Raw genomic sequence first — 24,565 nt, forward strand, 5'->3', positions numbered from 1 at the left:
CTTATTATAAAAATCGTTTGGAATTGTCATAGAAATCGAACTGAATATTGGACGATAAGGAAATATCTGGGGTAAAGTCCAACCCGAGGTCCATCCGGAATAGATTGGTTTTAAATCCGACGGGATTGGCAGTGACCTCGGTATGGGTATATCCACTACTTAAGTTAATTCCTGGGCTTGGTCGTACGGTCACACCCAAACTATAACTAGAAATATGTCCTGTCCAAAATTCCCCGGCTTCGTACTCAAAGGAGCCAGACACCTTCCGATACGAGGCCGTGGAGGCCTCCACCTCGTACCTCCAATTCACATATTCCTCTGCGGGAATTAGTACGGACCCGTCGTTCAGTATATCAAAATCGTCCTCTAGAAATTCGAAGCTCCTGGAAATTTCGAATGCTATCCTGTCGTCGGATTCAAACCGAATAGCGCCTAAATTAAATCTCAGATTTTCGGTGAGGAGTTTATTTTCCAGGGAGGTGAGGTATAGGTAGTAGATTCCCCATTCGATTTCCCGTATTAGCTTGCTTCTATTGAACAGTGGTGCGTAATAAACCGCTGGTTGCACCCTTCTAAAACCGTTACGCTGGTTAAATCCTACGGCGGGATCATAGGCCTCTCCAAACTCCCTATAGGATACCCAGGCCGACCAGGGTTGGTTGGGGAAATTAAAACGGAATCCACGCACAGATCGGTCAGACGCGCTAGTAATACTATCCAAGGGAGAACTGGCATTATGCCCCACATAAAAGGCAGAGAATTGGAGGGTTTTACTACCAAAAAGTTCGGAGGTACTTAGGTTGAGATCGGCACCCAAGGTCTTTCTATCTTGCACGGGGATATCGAACAACAGATCATCTTCCGTGCTTCTATGGGTATACAATACCCCTATGGAACTCTCCTTCCAAAAATTGCGCCTATACCTCGCCACGGTAAAATTCTCTGGATTCAGCTCCCCTTGTTTTCCAGTTCGCACATGTAAAAGGGCTATGTTATTCTTCCCCACATTTCCTAGGAGTCGGCCTCCATAGCTAATAGGAATCCGCATCCCATTCACCAGCCCGATTCTCCGACTAAAATAGGGGTTCACATTACTAGAAGGTGCAAATTGTAGAATGGAGGATCCCTCCAGAAAAAAATCCCTCTTTTCGGGAAAACGCAAGGGGAATCGAGTGAGGTTTATCTGCCGATTGTCTACCTCAGCCTGTGCAAAATCCGTATTATAGGTAATAGAGGCTTTCAATTGAGAGGTAATATTGTAATTAATATCAAATCCGAGGTCGGCCGTGGTAGTGCTAACGAACTCCTGGTTCTCCACCTCATACTCCTTGCTAGACTGGGCAATGGCGTAGGGGATTACCTCTAAACCTACTCCCTGGGAAGGATCTACAAGGCCCGTAAGGATACCGGCATTCTGTGGGCGTAACAACCCCTGATTCCGGCGGTGCCCTGTCCACAATAGTTCTTCATTTTTACGCCGTATGGTCCGTTGGAAGTTAATTCCCCAACTATCTTTCTTAGTGTCAAAATTGATACTGCGAAAGGGAATCCTAATTTCAGCGGACCATCCAAAATCGCCCCTATACGTCCATGCTTTCCAAATCCCGTCCCAATCTTGGTTGAGGGTCTGACCCTGGCCAGAAGAAATGAGTCCATCCCCACGTAATCCAAGGGGATTAATCTCAAAGAAGTAGGCGCTACGCTTGTCCATAAAGGTGTCTAAAATCAATCTAAATCGGTCATCGGTCTCTAGGGAGGCATCCCGTTTCTTTTGAAAGGCTTTTATCCCGGACGGATCACTATCATAACAAACTACTGCGATATAAAGGTGTTGACTATCAAAGGTGATTCTTACCTCCGTTTGTTCGGTTGGCACACCACCTTCTATAGGTTCTTGCATTCGGAAATCAGTATTGGCCGGAATGGACAACCAAAATTCTTCATCCACCACCCCGTCCATTAGCAGCTCCTTCCCCTTCTTGGAATAGGCCCTAATTTCCTTCACCTCATTATCTGGATCACTGTCTTGGCCAACTATCAACAAAGGAAGAAAGTACAGGAAGGAGAGTACCATAATCCGAATCCGAAATTTATTGTGATGCGATGTAAAGTCTAGTATTTTGTTTTGCATTTGATTGTATTATTTCTATTATAAAAAACCAAGGGTCGGTTTGATTCATTAGCGCCCGCCTCCTATCGGCAGGAGTTCAATGTTCATCCTGCGTTTAAATTTCCTAAGTCCCAATTCTTCGCAATTGTTCTGTTCAGTTGGGCCTGAATTATTAAAGATAAAAAAAACGCTACACGCAACTCAGGGTTATAATGGTCTTTATGGTCATGGGGAATGATGCTAAGCTCAATATCGGTAAATCCTGGGTAGTTCCCTTTAAGCAGGGAGGCTATCACGGTATCGGAGGGATGCGCATAGGCTGGTTTGTACTTTTTATGGAATCCGTCTATCAGAACCGTTTGATCCTTATGCTCCAAAAGAACCCCCATATTCCCAATATAGGCAAGTTTTAATTCCGGTATTGGAAAAGGAATTACCTCGGTTGGCTCCCTCAGAATTATGGAATATTTTTGCGAAGCAAAAATCAATAGTAATAGTAGCAGTGGTAATCTTAGTGGATTAAACATGGGAACCCCATTGATGGGTTATCTGAAATAACTAGGCGATGTAATTGTATAAGACTTCAATAAAAAAACACCCAAGTGCACAGTGCCTAAGCGATGCGACATTGCCGCTTCCAGGGGCAAAGAAAAGGTTTGGAATATGGAATTAATTACCGATTCTAATACTCGTAAAGCAGTTGCTGGTCAGCATTGGTAATATTCAATACCACTCGGTTCCCTTCCACTTGTAGGTTCCTAATGTTAAACCTTATTTCTTTGGTTATATACGCCTCGCAAAGCTCCTCATTTTTCAAAGACAGCCTAATAGTTCTTTGTGGGGGATTCGATTCCATAATTTCGCCGGAATCGATTAGTTTTACTTCCCAACTATCTCCGCTGCAACCACTGGAACTATAGTTGATCTTTAAACAATGGTTGTCTATTTCCAACGTATTGATAGTGACAGTATGGGAAGGGGCGTTTGCATACTGGTCGGCACTAATCAAAGCAGTAAGATCACAATTTGCAGTTTTTGTGGTATCGTCATTATCGGAACAACTAAATGTTAAGCCTCCGACAAGGGTTACAATTACAATTTTCAGCTTAAAGTAATTCATCTCAATCTAATTTGGGGTCATGTGTATTAGGCCAACTATGCGATCTAAACCTGTAGAAAGTTACGCAATTTTTGTACGATTTTAGGTAGGCGGTGTAGTAAATATAATTTCTGAATACCCCGTATACCCTATTGATACTTATAATTTAAGATGAACCCTTTTAAACGCTTCACAAAATTCACTTAACTAGAAGAAAACTAATTGATACAGCTATAATCCTCAGCGAAACTCCACAAATTCTCAGTCGCTATTGCCAGCGAAAAAGACATGTTCTATTCTTGTACCAAACTGAGGGAAGGCACCTTGAGCGATGGAAAATAATAGCCTTCCATTAACTATAAGTTATAACTGATACTAATAAGATAGTGTATGGGAAAATCACTTTTACATTCTACGGCATATCTATTGGCCCTGTATTTTTTTATGGCGTGTTCCCAGGGTAAATCCAACAAATCCAAAGCTTCTTCGGAAGAAAATGAACATACCTACCACATTACCATCCATGGTGGCCAAACCTACTCTGGGCAGGTTCCAAAATCACAGGCCGGAATTTTCTGGCCATTTTCTATGGTAAGCTATAGCGAGGAGGTAAACAGCAAGGTATTGGCGGGAACCTTAATGGATGCAGGGAAATTTCAAGTGGGTATCGGTTTAAAATTGAATGAAAACAACCGGCCCATTTTAGAGGGTGATGGACCAGGATTAGTATTTGGGGAATGGAATAGCCAGCAAAAATACACTCCGGTTGGGAGTCCCAAAATGACCTTGAAGAACTACCAGGAGCACAATATTTCCTTTGCTGGAGAAAAGGGTGTAGGAGCCTCTTATACCTTGGAGTTCCAAGGAACATTTAAAGCTAATGGAACCGAAGAAACGGTGGAGGTCAGTGGAAAAATAACTTCCGCTGCACCTTAAATAGTATATCTGTCTAATTTAGACCTACGCCTAAAAAGACCCCAACAGACTGGCAACCAGCCTTTAACAAAGCATTAATACCACTAATTATTTAAACAAATACTTCATGAAAACAACTATTAAATGGTCCCTTGTAATGGGCTGTCTTATCTTCGCAAATGGATTAACTATCGCCCAGTACAAGGAAAACATCCCCTTAAAAGACCTTCTTCTGGGGAAGTGGGAAGTACAGGGAACTATAATGGGAGAAGATGGCAATGGATGGGTGGTACCACATAGCCATTCCAACAAAGAGTGCGGATTGGATCACAGCGAATTTAATGAGGACCATACAGTTACGGAAGTAACCTACACCAGTGATTGCGAAACCAAGGAACGCGTTTTTGAATGGAGCATTGAGGATGAGGATACCTTGACACTAAGTAGTGGGGATCGCAGTATTAATTGGCACATCCTTAGCATAGAAGACACTATTATGAAGGTAGGGTTACAGCTAAATCCTTATTCTGAACGGAGGATGTATGTTAGTTATAAGAAAATGCAGGAATAGGTTAGCTACCGAAGCATAGCGAATAGGTCTTTCCAATAGGACCTATCTTCCCATTGGTGGTAGCACGCTTTCTGCTGGTCCGTAGGATTATTTATTTTAGGCTCGCCATAAATTACATCCCCCTGCCAACTTTTGGCTTTACAACGGTAACATTTTATTTGTTTTAATACGGGCATACTATTGTTGGTTTATTAGTCACCACTAATATCGATGACTGTACTCTAATTTATTGATTTAGTTGTAAAAAAACTACAATTAGAATTCATAACGAAAAATCGGCAGATATAGTATGACTCCATGGACGAACATTATCAAAATACAATATAGAAATCCCATTTTCCGTAAAACAGGCTGTTCGATCTCGAAAGCACCCCATAACCTAATCAGCCTCAACTAACTAGAAACACATAGCCCTTAAAATTTCTATAATTTTTTTACTGATTTTTACCGATAAGTGATTTTTTTATTGTATATTTATATAATCATATTTCGGGGTGCTTTCATAGGACATGAAGGCTGAGAAAATACCCGTTGAACTTATCAGATAATGCTGACAAGGGGAAAATATGAGCGCAAAGGGAACTAGGAACGGTTTATATTGTTTTTGTTCCCTTTGTTTTTTTATACCCTTCCGGTTTTATTCCTCCCCACATTCAAAACAAGCCATCAATCCTTCTGGCAATTCCAAATCCCTAGAGCCTTTTAGTTTCTCTGTAAGCACCCCCTTTTCATCCAAAACCTCCTTGAACCGTTTTGCGTATTCAACAAGGTTATCGCGTCGTTCCTGGATGATGCCTATAAGTTCTTCCCCATTTAAATCATAAACTTCCTTTGGCCATACTTTAAAGGCCTCCGCAATTACAGCGTTCGTCAAGTTTTTTTGAAGATACCTTGCTTCTTCCTCAAAAATCCTCGATTCCGTTTTATATAGAAAATAGCGATCAAAATCCATCACCAATCCTGGAAGGTAATCTATATCACTCTCAAAATTTTGAAGACCGGGCAACAGATTTTTATTGGAAAGGATAGAAGGCACTAATCCCTCTACCTTAAAAAAAGCATTATCCCTATCGCAGGCCATGGGTATGGCCTTTTTTACCTCCCCGTTTCTTTGTACCACCCACCCCCATTGCTTGGCATGCCTGTCCCAATCCCCTATCAACAGATCGAACAACCTAGCACGTACCAACGCATTTTCATCAATGGATAGTCGCTCCCCTTCTTCTAACTTTAATTCCTGTAAATCTTCGGTATCCATTACCTGGGTGGCATTCTCTATTCCCCTCCACTGGGCATTCCCATCCGTTTCATACTCCATTAAAAAGAGTCGGTTTCCATACGTATCGTTATACGTTCCCAAAGCATCTTGCTTGGGAAGGAAGTACAACTTTGGCCTGGTATTTAATATGTGAACCGCTTCTGATAGTGGTGCCACTACCAAGGCGGCATAAGGGTGTTGCGCCGAGATTCCGTCTACAACAATATTCTCTAGCCCTAGCGTCTTTACAAAATCTGGGATTAAGGGTTCTGGATTTTTGGTAACACTTCGTAAACTATACACCGTGCCTGTCCCAGATTCCAACTCTAAGGAGTGGGTTTGCTTACCTCCCCCCTGCGCTACCACCTTTAAGCCCCCGTGCAGGGTATCTAAGAATACAATGGGAACCTTTACCGGAGTGGCCCATGCCTCACGATATTGATCTCCTTGTATTATTTTCTTTAACTGGTTCCCCTCATAGAGCAAACTAGCCGCCACCAATACGGAATCGTGCTTCCTAAAATCTATAGAATCCAAATTTGTTGGACTGAGAATCTCACAGGTAGAAAATGCTTTTTTGGTGCTGGATACCGACAGGTAAACAAGCCCTATAAAAACCAAAACGATCAGGGCAAAAAACAGTAGTATTTTCTTCATTTTCATAGTATTACCCTATTAGTTTTTCAACAAATTACGAAAACCAATCAAGTTTTATCGCCTTGCATCAACAATAAAATTAACCCAAAAACAAACTTATAAAAATGCTTCCCACCTCCATGGTATTCATCCCTTGTTGTAGTACCAACTACGATTATTAGCCTAGTACACGGATTTCAACCCTCTTAAAAAAAACAAAAAAATAGTTTGTAAGGATGGAAGCCCGACCCTATATTTGCCTTTATTTTTAATTAATCTAAATAAGAATAAATGAAATTCATACTATTTGCCACCTCCATGTTGATGTCCCTTTCCGCGTTTTCACAAGCATTGATCCAGGGAAAGGTATCAGATCAATTACAACAACCCATCGCAGGTGCCACCGTTTACATTCCAGAACTGCAACAGGGCACTATGACCGATTTTAATGGGGAGTACACCTTAGCAGAAATTCCGCCAGGAACATACAACCTCAGATTTCGCATGCTGGGATATAAAAGCAGCATGGTGAAAATTACAGTTACCACAACTGCCCCACTGCAACTAAATACCACCTTGGAAGAAGACATCAGTAATTTGGATGAAGTGGTGGTCTCCGCCAGTAGGCATTCTCAATACCTCACTCAGATTCCGGCTTCGGTCACTGTGGTAGGTGAGGCGAAACTGGAAGAATTATCGCAGATTACTACCAATATAAGCGACATCCTGGAGTTTACCGTACCCGGATTAGCGGTTTCAACCGGTACTTTCTCCAACTGGGGCCAGACCCTACGGGGTAGGTCACTCTTAGTTATGGTAGACGGTATCCCACAATCTACGCCCCTTAGGAATGGACAGTTGGGGATAAAATCTGTAAACCCCCAAGATATACAACGTGTAGAGGTAATTAAAGGGGCTACTTCTATTTTTGGAAATGGGGGTAACGGAGGATTCATCAATTACATCACCAAAAAACCGGTGTCCAACAAAAAGTTGGAAGCAACTACCCAGCTATGGGGTACCAGCAATCTAGCAAAGACCAAGGATGCTTTGGGATGGGGTGTTTACCAGTCCCTAAAGGGAAATCTGAACAAATTCAGGTATTATATCAGCGGAAGTATGGAGCAGACCGGAACTAAATACGATGCCAAAGGCCTACCCCTCCTCCCTACCTACGGATTTGATAATACCGACATCTACAGTGCTTTTGGAAAATTGGAATACCTGTTGAGCGAAAACCAGCAACTTTCTTTGGGCGCTAATATCTATAAATCCATTCACGATACCCCCTTTATCCCAGTACCGGCAACCGTACAGGTATTTAATGAAGCTGGTGATTACCATATTACGGCAGGTTATGGGGTAAAAGGCAGTATCCCAGGTGAGGAACCTACGGGATCTACCCTAATAAATAGTCAGTTGACCTATAGCCTCCACAATATTTTTCAGGGGACCACCAACTTTAATACCGATCTCTATTACCAAAACACGGAAAACATCTTTTTCTATTCGGACAAATTTGAAAATGGGGGACAGTCTGTTATCAATGCGGAAAAATATGGAATACGTCCCAATTTTAATTCAAAATTCGGTTCCTACTCCCACATGGATGTGTCATTAACCTACGGATTGGATTTTTTAAAGGACAAAACCAATCAAGGGTTGTTAGATGGTAGGTTATGGGTACCCAATATCGCATTGACCAACTGGGCACCCTACGCACAGACCACCGTTAAACTTAATAACCAATGGGTGTTTAAAGGCGGACTCCGTTATGATGAGATGCATATGGATATCGCAGATTACAATACCCTACCCTATTCGCCCAAAGGGGACGGCAACTATAATCCGTCCGTATCCGTGGAAGGTGGAAAGCTGGCATTTAATAACTTAGCCTTTAACCTCGGGTTGCGCTACATAGCACACGAGACTTTTATTCCTTATATTGGTTATTCCCAAGGTTTTTCCATTGCAGATCTTGGTTCCGTATTACGCTCTGCGGTGGCCAGTAATATAAACGATATTCAATTAGAGCCCGCGGTAACCAATAATTATGAATTTGGATTTATGTCCAAATTCCCCCAAGTACAATTGGAAGCCGTGGGGTACTATAGCACCTCCAACCTAGGAACGGGGGTGGTTTTTGTAGATGAGATAAACACCTTTGTTCCTTCCAAACAACCACAACAAATTTATGGAGGGGAAGTTTCTATCGATTTCCAGAGTTATAACAACCAATGGCAGCTTGGAACCTCCTACTCCTATGTAGAGGGGGTAAAGCATGCGGTAGACGATCCACATACCCTTTCTTTTTTAGGGGGTGATGTTATTTCTGCCCCTAAATGGACCGCCTACATTACCTGGAAGCCCTCAGAAAAACTGAACACCTCTGTTAGAATGACCAATTTGGGCGATAGAAAGCGATTTGATCCGTTCTTGGATGCCAATGACCAATTGGCCTATAGGCATACCCAATTTCCCGTAAACGGCTACACCTTGGTAAACTTTTCCATGGCCTATCAACTACAGTCCAATACCACCGTTTCCCTTGGTATCAATAATTTATTGAACGAATACTACCTACCAGCAAGATCGCAGTGGGCCTCCCCCTTAACTACTTTTACCGGAGCTGGGGAAGGCACGCATGCCAAACTGAGCGTACAGTATAATTTTTAAATATACCTCCCCCTAGTTTCATGATGAAGCTAGGGGGTATTTTAATACTAACTAGATAGTTTGAACCATCTTAATAAAACAATAAGAAAAATCCACCTTTGGTTGGGCATCAGCTGCGGACTCTTGGCATCCTTTTCTGGACTTACCGGGGCGCTATACGTGTGGCAACCAGAAATAACTGCTGCACTCAATCCAAGGTTGTTAACAGTAAGACAGGTAGATAGTCTCCCTGAAGAAACATTGATGCAAACGGCATCCCAACTGATAAAAGTACACAAGGATAGCCTAGTGCGCGTAAATTTACCCTACCGAGAGCAGCAGACCATATCTTTACTGTTTAATAATGGAACCACCCGTTATTATCATCCAAAAACCACAAGCTTTCTAGGAACAAAATCGGCCTCCATACATTATTTCGAGCAACTCTTAAACGTTCACCGTACCCTTGCCATCCCCATAATTGGCAAGTACATCATGGGCGGCAGTACTATTATCTTTTTGGTGATTATCCTTGGTAGCGGTATGTTTATTTGGTGGAAAGCCTATAAGAGCAGATTAAAAAAAGGATTCCAAATAAAATGGAAGGGGAAGAAAAAGAGACTAAACTATGACCTCCATAAGGTATTGGGGGTCTATTTCCTTATTCCACTTATACTAATTGCCTTATCCGGGGCCTACTTTACCTATCCTACTTATTATAAATCGGTTTTGAGCCTTCTGGACGGTACTAAGAAAGCACAGAACCAGCAAATAGAAAGTCGGTACACCTTTACCCAGCTGTTACGAATACCGGACACAACTTATGCCCTACGTGCTATTTACTTTCCGAAGGACGGCACGGATAGTTATCACTTTAGATATATTCAGGATCGATTTATTAGTCCAGGCTTAAGAAAAAGCAAGGAATTAAAAATAACGGAAGCGAACCAAGTCATCAGCGAAACCTCTTATGAATTGGCCCCCTCCAGCGATAAGATTGCCCTGCAATTTTATCCGATACATACCGGGGAAATAGCGGGATTAGCTGGGAGGATACTAGTCTTTATTTCTGGATTGGTTCCCCTTATCCTTTACATTACCGGAATTAGAATGTATTGGTTTAAAAATAAGAATCGAACTAAAAAGTCGGCCCCTAATGTATCCTCCCCTAAGTAACCCTTAGAAAGATAATAACCTACTAAAAGCTCTATTTAAGCATTAATTGCCCCTATTTCTAGGAGGTTTGCACTCCTTGCAGAAATGGGCATAGGTATCTATTTCCTTTTTTACGGCCGCATGTTCCTCTGCCAACAAATCTACCTTTTCCCCAAAGTTGGTCGCCGTATAAACCCTAGCACTAATTTTATTACGCTCCGCTACCATTTTGTCGAAAAAAGGCTGAAAGAAACCTGTATTGGAAAAAGCCTTTTTATTGCGGAAAAGCTCCTCTCTTATCTTACGGGCATACAATTCCGACAGATCAAAATCAAAAGCCGCCAAGGCCAATAATCTTTCTGCCTGCACACTGTCTTTGGCCTTAATTACAGCAGTATCCGGTAGAAACGCACAACTTACCTTGTCGTTGAAATTCTTTGTGAACACAAATTGGATCTGGGACATTTCGAAAGCAAACTCCAAGACTACGCCAGACTGTACCATCACGCTTGTAACAGAGGGATCAATAGCGGTATCGGTTCCCTTGAAATCTTCAATTTTTAATTGATGGTTAGGGGACCATTCCCGTCTATCTTCCTGAGAATAAAGGTTGCTATTTATTATACAACAAAGAAGCACTATTAAGGATCGCATAGCTATTTTCCTGATTTTAATTCGATGCTAAATTTAAGGCAATTTATTCATATGCTCTTTTTTCTACCCATTAACCCCCTAAATCCGAACCTTACCGTTGTTGGGGAGTTCACTTATAAATAAATGATTAACTTTAAGGCAGAACACTGCTGTTGCACCAATTATACTCCTCCCCAGTGTATTGCACAGCGCAAATATAATAGCGCTCACTAAAAAGACACCCCACCCATTTACGAACAGTACTAAATTCCGTCAAAGGAATAGCTATGAGCGTATGTACATATAGCCACTTAGCGAAGCTAAGGAAGAATAAGATAGATACAATGGATACTATTTGGACAGTAATGTCCACGAATAAATAGTAATTAATACGAGTACCTATGGATTTTGATGCAATTATAATCGGAACTGGACAAGCGGGAGCTCCCCTAGCCCAAAGTTTGGCCAATCAAGGCCAAAAGGTAGCTATTATTGAAAAGAATCATCTGGGCGGCACCTGCATCAATGTAGGCTGTACGCCCACCAAAGCTTATGTGGCATCGGCCAGACGAGCCTATATGGCAGGCAATAGCAGCACCCTTGGCGTCGCTATTAAGGGCGAGGTAGTTATCGACCTAAAAAAAATTAAACAGCGCAAAGATGCCTTAGTCCTAGAATCGCGCAAGGGTTTGGAAGAAATGCTGACCAAAAATAAATCTATCACCCTAATCCATGGGAAGGCCACCTTTGTAGACAACCATACCGTAGCGGTGAACGGCAAGGAGTATGCTGCCCCAAAAATTTTCATTAACGTGGGCGCAAGACCCCGTATCCCCGATGGATTTAAAGAGGTACCCTACCTTACCAATGAAAGTATTCTGGACTTGGAAAAAATTCCGGAACACCTCGTGATTGTGGGCGGAGGCTATATTGGACTGGAGTTTGGCCAGATGTTTCGTCGGTTTGGTAGCAAGGTAACCCTATTGGAAAGAGGGGATAAATTATTGAAAAAGGAGGATGGGGATATCTGTGACCTAATCACTGAAATTATGGAGGATAGTGGGCTTGCGGTACAGCTGAAATCTAATTGTATTGGCGCCAAGCTACACCAAGACCTACTAGAGATTAGTTATCGCTGCAATAACAAGACCGAAACCCTGAAGGCCAGCCATTTACTTTTGGCCACTGGACGTATTCCCAATACGGATGACCTGGGGTTGGAAAACACGGATATTAAACGATCCCGCCAGGGATATATTAAAGTGGAAGATACTTTACAAACCTCGGTGAGTCATATATGGGCTATGGGCGATTGCAATGGAGAGGGTGCCTTTACCCATACAGCCTATAACGACTATCAGATTGTGAACTCCCAATTATTTTTATCGCAAAAACGTTTTCTTTCCGATAGATTTACCTGCTATGCCGCTTTTATAGACCCGCCACTAGCTAGGGTTGGACTCAACCAAGCCGATATTAAAAAAAAGGGGTTGATGGCTAGGGTATCCGAAATTCCTATGAGTAAAATTGCTAGGGCCAAGGAAATGGGAGAAACCAAAGGGAAGTTGAAGATCTTCCATGAAGTAGACACCGATAGTATTCTAGGGGCTACCTTCTTAGGTGTTGGTGCCGATGAGTATATCCACACCATCATTGATCAAATGTACGCAGGGGCTACTTATAAGACCGTCCGGGATGCCATCCACATTCACCCAACCATTAGCGAATTGCTTCCTACCATGCTAGAAACCTCCTCCGAGCTATAAGTTGTTTTCTAAAGACATCTATTAAGTTAAAAGCGTTTTATGACACTACAAAATTCCTAGGCAAACGATAAAATTCTCCACCAAAAAGTCCCTTATATCCCAAAATTTCCCATATTTGAATAGTACCGACCTTACCCCATGTAAACAAGAACCCTATGCCTAGAATTATACTCGTTTTGTTCTTTCTTCTTTTATGCAGTCCTGCAACGGGGCAATTAAAATCTTATAACCTATACAACTCCAACGGCAAGAAGGTTTCCTATAGTAAAATGATGCGAAAATTAGCCAAGGCAGATATTGTACTTTTTGGCGAATTGCACAACAATCCCATTGCCCATTGGTTACAGTTAAAGGTAACCCAAAAGCTACACACGCAGCGCCCCCTTATCCTGGGTGCCGAAATGTTTGAAGCGGATAACCAAATACCCCTAAACCAATATTTAAAGGGAGAAATTACCCAAAAGGGGTTGGATTCTTTAGCACGACTCTGGCCCAACTACAAAACCGATTACGCCCCTTTGGTAGATTTTGCAAAGGCAAACCAGTTGCCGTTTATAGCCACCAATATCCCCAGAAGATTTGCCAGTATGGTCTACAGGAACGGATTTTCCGTACTAGACTCCTTAACTGCTGAGGAGAAAACATGGATAGCTCCCCTTCCCATTCCCTTTGATAGTGAATTGCCTACCTATAAAAATATCCTTTCTATGATGGGAGACCATGGGAGTCCAAAACTGGTTATGGCACAAGCCATAAAAGATGCTACTATGGCGTATTTTATCCTAAACAATTATAAAAAGGAAAATCTATTTTTACATTTTAACGGGGCCTACCACTCGGACTTCCACGAGGGAATTCTATGGTACTTAAAACAAAACACTCCCCCCCTTAACTACCTCACCATAAGTACGGTGTCCCAAGAAAACATCCATAAACTACTTCCCGAAAATAGAAATAAGGCAGATTTTATTATCTGTGTAGATAGTGATATGACCACTACGTATTAAGACTAGCTACATCATCTTATTTACCCCCAAAGATTTCCTGGAAAATTTCCTTACAGCAACCCTATAGCTCCTTAAGGAAGCAGGTGCCTACTATTTATGCCTCTTTTTATTTAGAAGTACCGTGGAGGTATGTTCCATACTATTGTTGCAACCACCAAATAAAATCTTTAGAGTTACTTTCTAAGGGCCACATTTCTAGCTGAAATGGCTCTCTCTAGAGGACAATTCTAGACAATCTAAAGAAACTTCCCTATTTAGGAAGGCTCGGGAATAGTAAATAACGCTATTAGCTAAGTAGCTACTCCCATCACACCTCAAAAAAACACAGTTATATCACATATTTCTACGAAAATATCGAAAAAAATCCATCACCTATAAACGTCATTTAATGGATTTATCGTATATTTTTAACACGAAAATTAAATAACCGACAACCTACGTCGTTTAAAATGACATTTATGAAATAGGCCCATTGCAAAAACTCCCCATATTTTGAATGCCTAAGAAGAAAATGACTTTTGTTGTCCATCCTTATACAAGAGATTAGATTTTAACCTTTAAATACAGCAATTATGCATTTAACAGCTAGGGAAACCGAGAAACTCCTCATCTTTATGACGGGAGAACTTGCCGAAAAACGAAAGGCCAGAGGCCTTAAATTAAACTACCCAGAATCTATTGCACTAATCAGCCATCGATTACAAGAAGCTGCACGGGACGGTAAAACCGTTGCCGAACTTATGCAGGAAGGCGCTACGTATTTAACACGCGACGATGTAATGGAGGGTATCCCAGAAATGATCCACGATGTGCAAATAGAGGCCACCTTTCCGGACGGAACCAAACTGGTAACCGTCCATAATCCAATTCGCTAACTTAAAGCCACATACTATGATACCAGGAGAATATATATTATTAAAGGAAGATATTGAATGTAATCCTTTCCGGGATGTATTTAAAATTAAAGTGGTAAACAAAGGAGATAGACCGGTACAGATAGGGTCTCACTATCATTTTTTTGAGGTTAACCGAGAAATGGAGTTCGACAGGAAGAAGGCCTATGGGTACCGATTAAATATCCCTTCCGGTACGGCGGTTCGCTTTGAACCAGGCGAGTCTACAGAAGTAGAATTAATCAGTTTAGGGGGCAAGCGAAATTCTTTTGGCCTTAACAACCTCACCAATGGTGATACCATGAATCCTCAGAATTTAAGAAGATCAATGATTAGTATAGAACAGGAAGCATTTAAAAATAAAAAATCATGAGCTTTAAGATAGATCGAGTAAAGTATGCCAATATGTACGGTCCCACCGTTGGCGATAAAATTAGATTAGGGGATACGGAACTTTTCATTGAAATTGAAAAAGACTACGCCTTTTACGGGGAGGAGAACAAGTTTGGCGGTGGAAAAACGGTGCGGGACGGAATGGCCCAATCCAGTACTGCTACTCGTGACAGTGGGGTGCTAGACCTGGTAATTTTAAATGCCATTGTATTGGACCACTGGGGTATTGTTAAAGGGGATATAGGAATAAAAGACGGGAAAATTGTGGGGGTAGGCAAAGCCGGGAATCCGGATACCATGGAAAACGTAAACCCCCATATGATCATTGGCGCTTCTACGGAGGTACATAGCGGTGAAAACACCATAGTTACCCCTGGAGCTATTGACACCCACATACACTATATTTCCCCCCAGCAAATAGAACACGCTCTATATAGTGGTGTTACCACTATGATTGGAGGTGGTACGGGCCCTGCAGACGGAAGTAATGCCACCACAGTAACTCCTGGTGCATGGAATATTAAAAGGATGCTCCAAGCTACGGACAACCTGCCCATGAACTTAGGGTTCTTTGGAAAGGGGAACTGTTCCTTACTGGCTCCCTTGGAAGAGCAGGTAGAAGCCGGAGTTCTTGGCCTGAAGGTGCATGAGGATTGGGGCGCTACCCCAGCAGTTATAGATGCTTCCCTAAGGGTTGCCGATAAATATGATATTCAGATAGCGCTGCATGCCGATACCCTTAACGAAGCCGGATTTTTAGAAGACACCATGGATGCTATTAATGGGAGAACCATCCACACCTTTCACACGGAAGGAGCCGGTGGTGGCCATGCCCCCGATATTATTAAAGCAGCCATGTATCCCAATGTGTTACCGGCATCTACCAATCCCACCCGTCCGTTTACCAAGAATACCATAGACGAACATTTGGATATGTTAATGGTCTGTCACCATTTAAGTAAAAACATTCCTGAGGATGTGTCTTTTGCCGATTCTAGGATACGCCCAGAAACCATTGCTGCAGAAGACCTTCTTCACGACATGGGAGTTTTCAGTATTATGAGTTCGGATTCCCAGGCCATGGGTCGCGTTGGGGAAACCATTACCCGTACTTGGCAAACCGCCCACAAAAACAAAATTCAACAAGGCTTTTTAAAAGAAGACAAGAAAATAAAGGCCGATAATTTCCGTGCAAAACGCTATGTGGCAAAATATTCCATAAATCCGGCTATTGCGCACGGTATCTCCCAACATGTGGGATCCATAGAGCCTAATAAAATGGCCGATATGGTATTGTGGAAACCGGCACTCTTTGGTGCCAAGCCAGAAATGATTATCAAAGGAGGAATGATCATAGCTAGTAAAATGGGGGATCCCAACGGATCCATCCCTACCCCACAACCTATATTAATGCGTTCTATGTACGGTAGTTTAGGTAGTGCAGTCCATAAAACCTGCGCCACCTTTGTTTCCAAAGCGGCAATGAACAATAATATCAAGGAGAAATTTGGACTTAAAAAGACGTTGTACGCAGTAACCAATTGCCGAAGCGTTTCCAAAAAGGATTTAATCCATAATGATAAAACGCCTGTTATAGAAGTAAATCCGGAAACCTATGAGGTAAAGGTAGATGGCAAGGTGCTTACCTGCGATCCAATCGATATTGTACCCTTAGCCCAACGCTATTTCCTGTTCTAACAGCTTGTGATCAAAAATGCAGTCTCCCCTAAGTCGTCCTTAGGGGTGATTAAAGCATCTAAAGCTTCTTGGAACCGCATGGTTTTACCCTTTAAAAATACCTAAGGCCCCCGTGCCAGTTCCATAAACTTAAACTGGTTTAATATATGGTATGTAAAGAAATAATAGGAAACGTAAAAACGTATGATTACGGAGCCAAGGAGGTGGACCGACTCTATTTGGAATGGTTTGAAATGCCTAAACGCATTATGCGAAAACGCTCTAAAAACGGAAAAGAGGTAGCCATAAAATTTTTACGGGAAGGACAACGCCTACAAGAGGGCGATATTGTTTTTGAAGATGAGGACAGTATCGTAATCGTAGAAGTACTCCCTTGTGAAAGTTTGGAGGTTACACCCCGCAACCTATTGGAAATGGGTACCGTATGTTACGAAATCGGAAACAAACACCTCCCGCTTTTTATTCAGGACGATAAAGTGCTGGTAGCTTATGAAAAGCCGCTAGAACGTCTGTTGATTGCTACTGGCTATCAGGTAGAAAAGAAGCATTGCAAATTGGTAAATATGCTGAAAGCCAATATAGACCATTCCCATGGCAGCAATAATCCCTCCCTTTTTTCCAGGATTTTAGACCTAACTACAAAAACTTAAACTATGAGCAAGACCAACAATTTACTTTTGGAGCTGCTCCACATCTCAGACCCTACGCTCCCCATAGGCGGTTACTCCCACTCTAACGGATTGGAAACCTATATACAGCAAAACATAGTGAAGGATGTGGATACCACCGCCGAATTTGTACGGAATATGCTGAACTATAATTATAAATACAACGACGGCATATTCGTTAGAGACGCTTATTACGCGGCCCAAAAAAACGAGCTATCAAGTTTATTGGACTTAGATAATGAGTGCCACGCCCTAAGGGCCCCGATGGAAGTCCGCGACGGAAGTCTAAAGTTGGGGGTGCGACTTCTAAAAATATATGTACGCTTACAGGATCATGAATTATTACACAGCTATTACCAACAGGTAAAAGAAAAGGAAACCCCAGGCCATTTTCCTGTTGCCTTTGGTATGATTACCGCCCTAATGGGGGCAGAAATAGTGGATGTACTGAGTGCCTTCTATTACAATGCCGCTGTGAATATGGTAACCAATAGCGTTAAAATGGTTCCCTTGGGACAGATGGATGGGCAGGAGATTTTGTACAAACTCCACGATTTTATCGATAAGGTGGCCCATGAAACCCTAACCATTGATGAGGAGTTACGCGGACTCTGCAATCCGGCCTTCGATATCCGCTGTATGCAGCACGAACACCTCTACTCTCGATTATATATGTCTTAAAAAATAATTTCACTAATAAAAACAAAATAGAATGTCTGAAAGAAACTATATAAAAATTGGGGTTGCCGGTCCGGTAGGCTCTGGAAAAACTGCCCTCATAGAAAAGTTGTCCCGAAAAATTGCACAAGACTACAGCATAGGTGTAATCACCAATGACATTTATACCAAGGAAGATGCTGAGTTCCTTACTAAAAACTCCCTCTTGCCAGCTGATAGGATTATAGGCGTGGAAACAGGAGGTTGCCCGCATACCGCTATCCGGGAAGATGCTAGTATGAATTTGGAAGCGGTAGACGAGATTGTAACCCGGCATCCCGGGATAGAAATTGTATTTATAGAAAGTGGGGGCGATAACCTGTCTGCCACCTTTAGTCCTGACCTTGCCGATATTACCATTTTTGTGATTTCGGTAGCGGAAGGTGAAAAAATACCAAGAAAAGGAGGCCCAGGAATCACCCGATCGGACCTATTGGTAATCAACAAAATAGATTTGGCACCCTACGTAAATGCCGATTTAGAGGTAATGAAGAGTGATTCGAAAAAAATGAGAGCTGGTAACCCCTTCATCTTTACGGACCTTATGAACGACATAGGGGTAGATCAGGTAATTAATTGGATTAAGAAATATGCTTTGATTGAGGAAGATGCTTCTGAACCCGTACTAGAACGATAACTGATGGGAAGATACAGCGTGCAGACCGACTTATACAAGGATATAACCATATTAAAGGATACCTATTTTACGCCTCCTTTTAATGTGGTGGAAGTTAGGGAGAACAAGAAAAATCCCCTATTGGAACTCATGATAATGAGCTCCTCCCCAGGGTTCTTCAACAATGATAATTATCAAATAGATATTAAGGTGAAAAAAGAAACTTTGCTTAACCTACAAACACAATCCTATCAAAGAATATACGACACCCCGGATGGTGCACAGCAGCACATGCGGGTGAATGTGGAATGCAACGCCTACTTCAGTCACTTACCACATCCCTCCGTACCCCACAAGGGGGCTATTTTTGAAAGCGATAATAGGATTTATCTCAGCGATACCAGTGTCCTTATCTGGGGAGAGATCTTGGCTTGTGGACGAAAACTAAATGGAGAGTCTTTCGCATTTAAAAAGTATAGGAGTTTAACGCAGGTTTTTCGCAAAGACAAGTTGCTGTACAAAGACAATCTATACCTAAACCCTTCAAAAGTTAATTATAAGACCATGGGACAGTACGAGGAGTTTAGCTATCAGGCAAACTTTATCTGTGTAGATCCCCACCATTCCCCTAAAGAGCACATGGCCAATATGGCTGAAAAATTGGAGGGGGAAGAGGATATTATTTTCGGGTTTTCCCAAATTTCAGATGATGCCTGCGTACTTCGGGTGCTGGGTAATTCTGGAGAACAACTTTTTAGAGCCCTGAAAAAAATTCAAAAACAATTAGATAAGCAAGCCGGTGACCTACGGCAACAGCAAATAGATTTAAAAATTTAATTTTTATGGTACCAGAATTAAATACATTAATAATAGCCGCAATTTCTATCAGTGTTCTACATACGCTTACGGGACCAGACCACTACATTCCGTTTATTGCCATTGGAAAGGCAAAAAAATGGACCTTGGGACGCACGCTATTTTGGACAGTCATTTGTGGAATTGGACATGTCCTTAGCTCCGTTCTCTTGGCTTTAGGGGGTGTAGCCCTTGGATTTTCCCTTAGTAAACTCAGCTGGTTTGAGGAAGTAAGGGGCGGTTTGGCGGCATGGGCCTTATTTATCTTTGGTTTTATTTTCCTCATAATTGGACTTTACCAGGCCTATCGGAATAAAAAACATAAACATTTTGATGTTTATGAAGGGGGCGAAGTCTATGTCTATGAACACAGGCACAACCAAGGTCCGGTAATGCCTTCCGAAAGAAGAAAAGTAACCCCTTGGGTGTTATTGGTGATTTTTCTCCTTGGTCCCTGTGAACCCATGATTCCCCTATTAACCTACCCCGCTATTTTAAACTCCACCACTGGAATAATTATAATCACCGCAGTATTTCTATTTTTTACGCTGTTGATGATGGTAATTATGGTAGTGCTAGGTTATTATGGTTATAGTTTGATAAAAACCGAATTTCTGGAAAAATACATGACCGCTATCGCAGGGGGTGCTATTGTAGTCTGTGCCGCAGGGATGATTTTTCTTGGCTGGTAATTGAATGTAAGTGACATGGTATGATGACTAAAATAAAATGGTTTATCCAGGTTAACCTTAGGGGCATTGCGCAGATAATGTTACAGGAAAAATCATTGACCGGTCTCATCCTACTTATAGGAGTCCTATACAGTTCTTGGCTTATGGCAATTGGCTTATTAGTAGCCAATTTAATAGGAACTTGTATAGGGCTTTTTTTTAAAAAGAAATATAGGGTTGCACTAAATCAAGGTCTATACGGATTTAATGCTGCACTTTTGGGAATAATAATCGTTTACCAGTACGGGTTAACTGGATTGTCTTTTGTAGCCATCATAATCGCTTCGGTACTGGCTACCCTAATGATGCATTATGCCATCGTTAAAAAACTGGAGATTTTCACCTTTCCTTTTGTAGTGTTTAGTTGGATTATAGTTTCCCTGATTAATGCAGGGGATATTATGCCTAGGGTGACCCACCCCACAGCCGCTGAAAATTTTTTACAAGAACCAACCGCCGAACTTTTTGAGGAAACCTTGGAGCTGGTTGGGATAGAATATGACGAAGACGAAATAGACGAAGACCTTATTTTTGCCACCCACGGGTTTGGACAGGTGATGTTTCAAGGAAGTGTTATTGCCGGTGTTCTATTCTTCCTGGGAGTATACGTTAGTAGACCTGTTTCGGCACTCTACGGAATATTTGCCTCCATTTTAGCCATGACAGTATCACATTTATTAAATAGGCCCGAAACCGATGCCGATACCGGTATGTTTAGCTTTAACGCTGTTCTTTGTGCCCTAGCTTTCGCAGGTACTGGAAAACAGGATGGTTTCTGGGTGGTAGTCGCTACCATCATCACTGTAATTGTGGACGATTTTATGATAAGTATTGACGTTCCCCCCTATACCTTTCCTTTTGTAGCCACCACCTGGATCTTGCTGATATCTAGAAGTGGTATCTCTGGAATTTCTAAACTGCTAGCGTCCTGGTTTAGGCCCAAAAGAAAACCACCCCCGTAAATTCCTCCATAAGTTGCTACCTATTACTCCATCCCAATGCAAGCTATTGACTCTGGAAGGTGTTTTTGTATGGACTGGGGTCCATGGACAAAAAGTGTTAGTTAAGCTTTTTATTTTTTTTAAATTATGTACCTTAGAACTTATTAACCTTAAAAATCTTCAAATGGAATTAGGTGCATTTTCGGTAAGTTTAAATGTGAAGGACCTTAACGCCTCCAAATTGTTTTATGAAAATCTGGGCTTCTCGGTCTTTGCAGGCGAAATGGAAAACAATTACTTGATCATGAAAAACGGTAAATCCCTCATCGGATTGTTTCAAGGAATGTTCCAAGGCAATATTCTGACCTTTAATCCTGGGTGGGATGAAAATGCTAATACGTTAAGTTCCTTTTCCGATGTAAGGGAGATTGAAAAGGATTTAGAAAACAAAGGAATCCAACTGGTTCGAAAAACTGGAGAGAACACTAGCGGTCCAGCCAGCATAGTGTTAATAGATCCCGATGGAAATACCATATTAATAGATCAACATGTATAACAGGGTGTCATATTAAGAAGTAAGCCCTTTTTAATACTGCCTAGTACTCTTATTCCTGGCATATTTCACCAACCAACCAACCAACCAACCAACCAACCCATGAGCAAAAGCCCACTATACCCTCTCCTCTTACTTGTTTTAATTTATAGCTGTAGCACTCCGGCAACTTCAGACCCCAATATCTTGGTGCAAGAAGGATTTATAGTAGAAAAATTATACAGCCCCAGTGAAAACAGCCAAGGCTCTTGGGTATCCATTACCAAGGACAACCAGGGAAGGTTAATTGCGTCGGACCAGTATGGGGCCCTATACTACATACAGGTGCCTAAATTAGGCTCTAAAGAGGCTGTGAAGGTAGATTCCATCCCTGTGAATATAGGTAAGGCCCACGGATTGTTATGGGCCCATAACAGTCTATACGTAATGAAAAACTCGGACAATCAGGAAGAAAGTGGTTTGTATAGAGTGACCGATTCTGATGGGGACGGACAATTAGACCATATTGACTTTTTACAACAATTTGTGGGAAGAGGTGAACATGGTCCCCATGGGATTGTCCTAGGACCCGATGGTTATTTATATATGCTAGGAGGCAACCACACCTTACTTCCCAAAAAATTTAATTCCGTACAAAAACCTGTTTGGGACGAAGACCAACTTTTTGATGCCATAAAAGATCCTAGGGGCCATGCCAACGAAGTAGTAGCGCCAGGCGGTTGGCTAGCAAGAACGGATAAGGATGGCAAGGACCTCACCGTTATTGCCACAGGGTTTAGAAATGCCTATGATTTGGCATTTAATGAGGACGGAGAGCTCTTTACCTTTGATTCTGATATGGAATGGGATATGGGATCTCCCTGGTATAGGCCCATCCGGGTATGTCATATCCCCATGGGTGCCGAATTTGGATGGCGTACGGGGTCGGGAAAGTGGCCCGACTATTACCCGGACAATCTCCCTGGAATACTGGATATTGGCCAGGGGTCGCCCACGGGGGTAATTTCCGGAAAAACCCTAGATTTCCCCGATCGGTTTAAAAATGGATTGTTTGTATACGACTGGAGTTTTGGCACCATGTATTATATAACCCTAATTCCAGAGGGAGCTTCCTACAGGGCTGAAAAAGAAGAGTTTTTATCGGGCAATTCCCTACCGCTTACGGATGGCATTGCAGGAGCAGACGGTGCCATGTACTTCCTAACTGGGGGAAGACGGTTAGAGTCTGGCCTCTACCGCGTGTATCACCCTAAAAACAATTCAACCGCCAGCCCAGCGCCCCAGCCTGTTACGGAAGAACAACAGCTAAGAAGAAACCTGGAATCCTTCGCCATGGGGGCACCCGCAGATTTAGCGTTGATCTGGTCTTCCTTGCAGCATCCGGACAGAGCCGTTAGGTATGCCGCCCGCGTAGCCTTGGAGTATATAGAAACAGGGCAGATAGAAAAGGAACTTTCCTCTGAGACAGCACCGGATGCCCTGATACAATCGGCCATCGCATTAGCCAGAATTGGGGAAACAACAGGGCAACAACTTGCTATGGAAAAATTAAATTCAATGTCCTTTCCCTCCCTGTCAGTAAATCAAAAAACAGATTTAATAAGAGCTTATGACCTATTGTTTATTAGGGGCGATTTTGGAAGGGAGCAGAAACAACAACTGGCAACAATGCTAGCACCGCACTACCCTACCACTAGCAATCAGGTTAATCGCGAATTGATACAACTACTGGTTTATTTGGGCGATTCTACCGCAGTACCAAAAACTATGGCCATGTTAGATACCCTTGCCATCAACAATACCAGCCTTCCCATAATAGCAAAAGAGGTCACTGAAAGAAGTGAACAATATGGGGGCACTATAGAAAGGATGAAAAGCAATACCCCGCCCTCCGAGCTTATCCATTATGCAAAAGCCCTAAGTTATGCCACCACTGGCTGGAACGAGACGCTAAGGGAACAGTATTTTAAAATCTTCGCCAAGCTTTTTGCTGCCAATGGAGGAGAGAGCTATACTGGATTTCTACTGCATATTAGAGACCAAGCCCTCAGCAACGTACCCGGGCACCTGAAAGAAAGTCTCCGCACCCTCTCTGGGGAAGAGTTGATTAAAGTAGGTAGTACCGATCTGGCATCCCTTCCTCAACCCCAAGGACCCGGAAAAAATTATGACATAGAGGAAATTGTTTCGCTCTACAATAGTGCGGATGAGCATGGAAATAGCACCAACGGGGAAAAGATGTATCAAGCCGTGCTGTGTAGTAGCTGTCATGGTCTACAAGGTAGTGGATCCAGTGTTGGCCCGGATCTTACCCAGCTAAGCAATCGGTTTTCTGCCAAAGATATTGCCGAGGCCTTGGTAACCCCCAACAAAACCATTTCGGATCAATATGAAGCCATAGAGGTAGTTATGAGCGACGAAAAGGAATATTGGGGACGGTTAATCAATGAGACAACCGATACCCTTACCCTCAATACAAATCCACTACAACCACAACAATTATTAAAATTGAACAAAAAGGAGATACAATCCAGACACCCCTCAAAGCGGTCTATGATGATGCCAGCCTTATTAAACAGACTGAATGAGCAAGAAGTAATGGACCTATTTGCCTTCTTAAAATCACAGGCACAGAAGACCAACTTACAAAACTAAAAAAGGTGCCCTAGCGGCACCTTTTTTATTAGTTATTTAA

The 24,565-nt window shown here is 42.3% G+C and carries 22 protein-coding genes; 17 read left to right on the plus strand and 5 right to left on the minus strand.

The window, feature by feature from the left end:
* Nucleotides 1–4 precede the first annotated feature (4 nt).
* The 3 genes from BV214_RS11295 to BV214_RS11305 form a co-directional block, all read right to left on the minus strand.
* Complete coding sequence (locus BV214_RS11295; RefSeq protein WP_245806784.1) at nt 5–2,131, minus strand: carbohydrate binding family 9 domain-containing protein; 2,127 nt, start codon at nt 2,129–2,131, stop codon at nt 5–7.
* Nucleotides 2,132–2,214: 83 nt separating this feature from the next.
* Entirely contained in the window at nt 2,215–2,637 is a 423-nt protein-coding gene (locus tag BV214_RS11300) for an MBL fold metallo-hydrolase (RefSeq protein ID WP_086477617.1), read from the minus strand.
* A 155-nt stretch (nt 2,638–2,792) separates the two neighbouring features.
* On the minus strand, nt 2,793–3,230 hold the full coding sequence (locus BV214_RS11305; protein WP_086477618.1) for a hypothetical protein: 438 nt from the start codon (nt 3,228–3,230) through the stop codon (nt 2,793–2,795).
* A 369-nt stretch (nt 3,231–3,599) separates the two neighbouring features.
* Between BV214_RS11305 and BV214_RS11310 the strand changes: the two genes are divergently transcribed.
* Nucleotides 3,600–4,145: a hypothetical protein gene (locus BV214_RS11310; RefSeq protein ID WP_086477619.1), complete on the plus strand. Its 546-nt coding sequence runs from the start codon at nt 3,600–3,602 to the stop codon at nt 4,143–4,145.
* Nucleotides 4,146–4,251: 106 nt separating this feature from the next.
* Entirely contained in the window at nt 4,252–4,695 is a 444-nt protein-coding gene (locus tag BV214_RS11315; RefSeq protein WP_086477620.1) for a lipocalin family protein, read from the plus strand.
* A gap of 637 nt (nt 4,696–5,332) precedes the next feature.
* Here BV214_RS11315 and BV214_RS11320 read toward each other — a convergent pair.
* A complete protein-coding gene (locus tag BV214_RS11320; RefSeq protein ID WP_086477659.1) occupies nt 5,333–6,610 on the minus strand; it encodes a hypothetical protein in 1,278 nt (425 codons plus the stop codon).
* Nucleotides 6,611–6,880: 270 nt separating this feature from the next.
* On the opposite strand from BV214_RS11320, the gene BV214_RS11325 reads away from it, so the two are divergent.
* On the plus strand, nt 6,881–9,265 hold the full coding sequence (locus BV214_RS11325) for a TonB-dependent receptor (RefSeq protein ID WP_086477621.1): 2,385 nt from the start codon (nt 6,881–6,883) through the stop codon (nt 9,263–9,265).
* Nucleotides 9,266–9,325: 60 nt separating this feature from the next.
* A complete protein-coding gene (locus tag BV214_RS11330) occupies nt 9,326–10,420 on the plus strand; it encodes a PepSY-associated TM helix domain-containing protein (protein WP_086477622.1) in 1,095 nt (364 codons plus the stop codon).
* A gap of 42 nt (nt 10,421–10,462) precedes the next feature.
* Here BV214_RS11330 and BV214_RS11335 read toward each other — a convergent pair whose 3' ends face one another.
* On the minus strand, nt 10,463–11,053 hold the full coding sequence (locus BV214_RS11335; protein ID WP_086477623.1) for a hypothetical protein: 591 nt from the start codon (nt 11,051–11,053) through the stop codon (nt 10,463–10,465).
* A gap of 380 nt (nt 11,054–11,433) precedes the next feature.
* Here BV214_RS11335 and BV214_RS11340 point away from each other — a divergent pair, with 380 nt between their 5' ends.
* The 13 genes from BV214_RS11340 (at nt 11,434) to BV214_RS11400 (ending at nt 24,525) form a co-directional block, all read left to right on the plus strand.
* Complete coding sequence (locus BV214_RS11340) at nt 11,434–12,798, plus strand: mercuric reductase (protein WP_086477624.1); 1,365 nt, start codon at nt 11,434–11,436, stop codon at nt 12,796–12,798.
* Nucleotides 12,799–12,953: 155 nt separating this feature from the next.
* The gene (locus tag BV214_RS11345) at nt 12,954–13,805 is read left to right on the plus strand and encodes a ChaN family lipoprotein (RefSeq protein ID WP_086477625.1); all 852 of its coding nucleotides are present in this window, start codon (nt 12,954–12,956) and stop codon (nt 13,803–13,805) included.
* A gap of 572 nt (nt 13,806–14,377) precedes the next feature.
* On the plus strand, nt 14,378–14,680 hold the full coding sequence (gene ureA, locus BV214_RS11350; protein WP_086477626.1) for an urease subunit gamma: 303 nt from the start codon (nt 14,378–14,380) through the stop codon (nt 14,678–14,680).
* A 16-nt stretch (nt 14,681–14,696) separates the two neighbouring features.
* Nucleotides 14,697–15,071, plus strand: a complete 375-nt coding sequence (locus BV214_RS11355) for an urease subunit beta (RefSeq protein WP_086477627.1) — start codon at nt 14,697–14,699, stop codon at nt 15,069–15,071.
* Complete coding sequence (ureC, locus tag BV214_RS11360; RefSeq protein WP_086477628.1) at nt 15,068–16,789, plus strand: urease subunit alpha; 1,722 nt, start codon at nt 15,068–15,070, stop codon at nt 16,787–16,789. The genes BV214_RS11355 and ureC overlap by 4 nt, the downstream gene beginning before the upstream one ends.
* 146 nt (nt 16,790–16,935) lie before the next feature.
* Nucleotides 16,936–17,439 carry an urease accessory protein UreE gene (gene ureE / locus BV214_RS11365; RefSeq protein WP_086477629.1) on the plus strand — a complete coding sequence of 168 codons (504 nt, stop codon included), beginning with the start codon at nt 16,936–16,938 and terminating at the stop codon, nt 17,437–17,439.
* Nucleotides 17,440–17,442: 3 nt separating this feature from the next.
* The gene (locus BV214_RS11370; RefSeq protein ID WP_086477630.1) at nt 17,443–18,138 is read left to right on the plus strand and encodes an urease accessory protein UreF; all 696 of its coding nucleotides are present in this window, start codon (nt 17,443–17,445) and stop codon (nt 18,136–18,138) included.
* A gap of 31 nt (nt 18,139–18,169) precedes the next feature.
* Nucleotides 18,170–18,811: an urease accessory protein UreG gene (gene ureG / locus BV214_RS11375; RefSeq protein WP_086477631.1), complete on the plus strand. Its 642-nt coding sequence runs from the start codon at nt 18,170–18,172 to the stop codon at nt 18,809–18,811.
* 3 nt (nt 18,812–18,814) lie between these two features.
* A complete protein-coding gene (locus BV214_RS11380) occupies nt 18,815–19,627 on the plus strand; it encodes an urease accessory protein UreD (RefSeq protein WP_086477632.1) in 813 nt (270 codons plus the stop codon).
* A gap of 5 nt (nt 19,628–19,632) precedes the next feature.
* Nucleotides 19,633–20,337: a hypothetical protein gene (locus BV214_RS11385; RefSeq protein ID WP_086477633.1), complete on the plus strand. Its 705-nt coding sequence runs from the start codon at nt 19,633–19,635 to the stop codon at nt 20,335–20,337.
* Nucleotides 20,338–20,357: 20 nt separating this feature from the next.
* Nucleotides 20,358–21,338 (plus strand): urea transporter, encoded by a 981-nt coding sequence (locus BV214_RS11390; RefSeq protein WP_086477634.1) that lies wholly within the window; start codon nt 20,358–20,360, stop codon nt 21,336–21,338.
* Between the two features lie 163 nt (nt 21,339–21,501).
* The gene (locus BV214_RS11395; RefSeq protein WP_086477660.1) at nt 21,502–21,873 is read left to right on the plus strand and encodes a VOC family protein; all 372 of its coding nucleotides are present in this window, start codon (nt 21,502–21,504) and stop codon (nt 21,871–21,873) included.
* A 99-nt stretch (nt 21,874–21,972) separates the two neighbouring features.
* The gene (locus BV214_RS11400; protein WP_086477635.1) at nt 21,973–24,525 is read left to right on the plus strand and encodes a c-type cytochrome; all 2,553 of its coding nucleotides are present in this window, start codon (nt 21,973–21,975) and stop codon (nt 24,523–24,525) included.
* The last annotated feature ends 40 nt before the right edge of the window (nt 24,526–24,565 follow it).

Source organism: Arenibacter amylolyticus, from assembly GCF_002150785.1.
Taxonomy (GTDB): domain Bacteria; phylum Bacteroidota; class Bacteroidia; order Flavobacteriales; family Flavobacteriaceae; genus Arenibacter; species Arenibacter amylolyticus.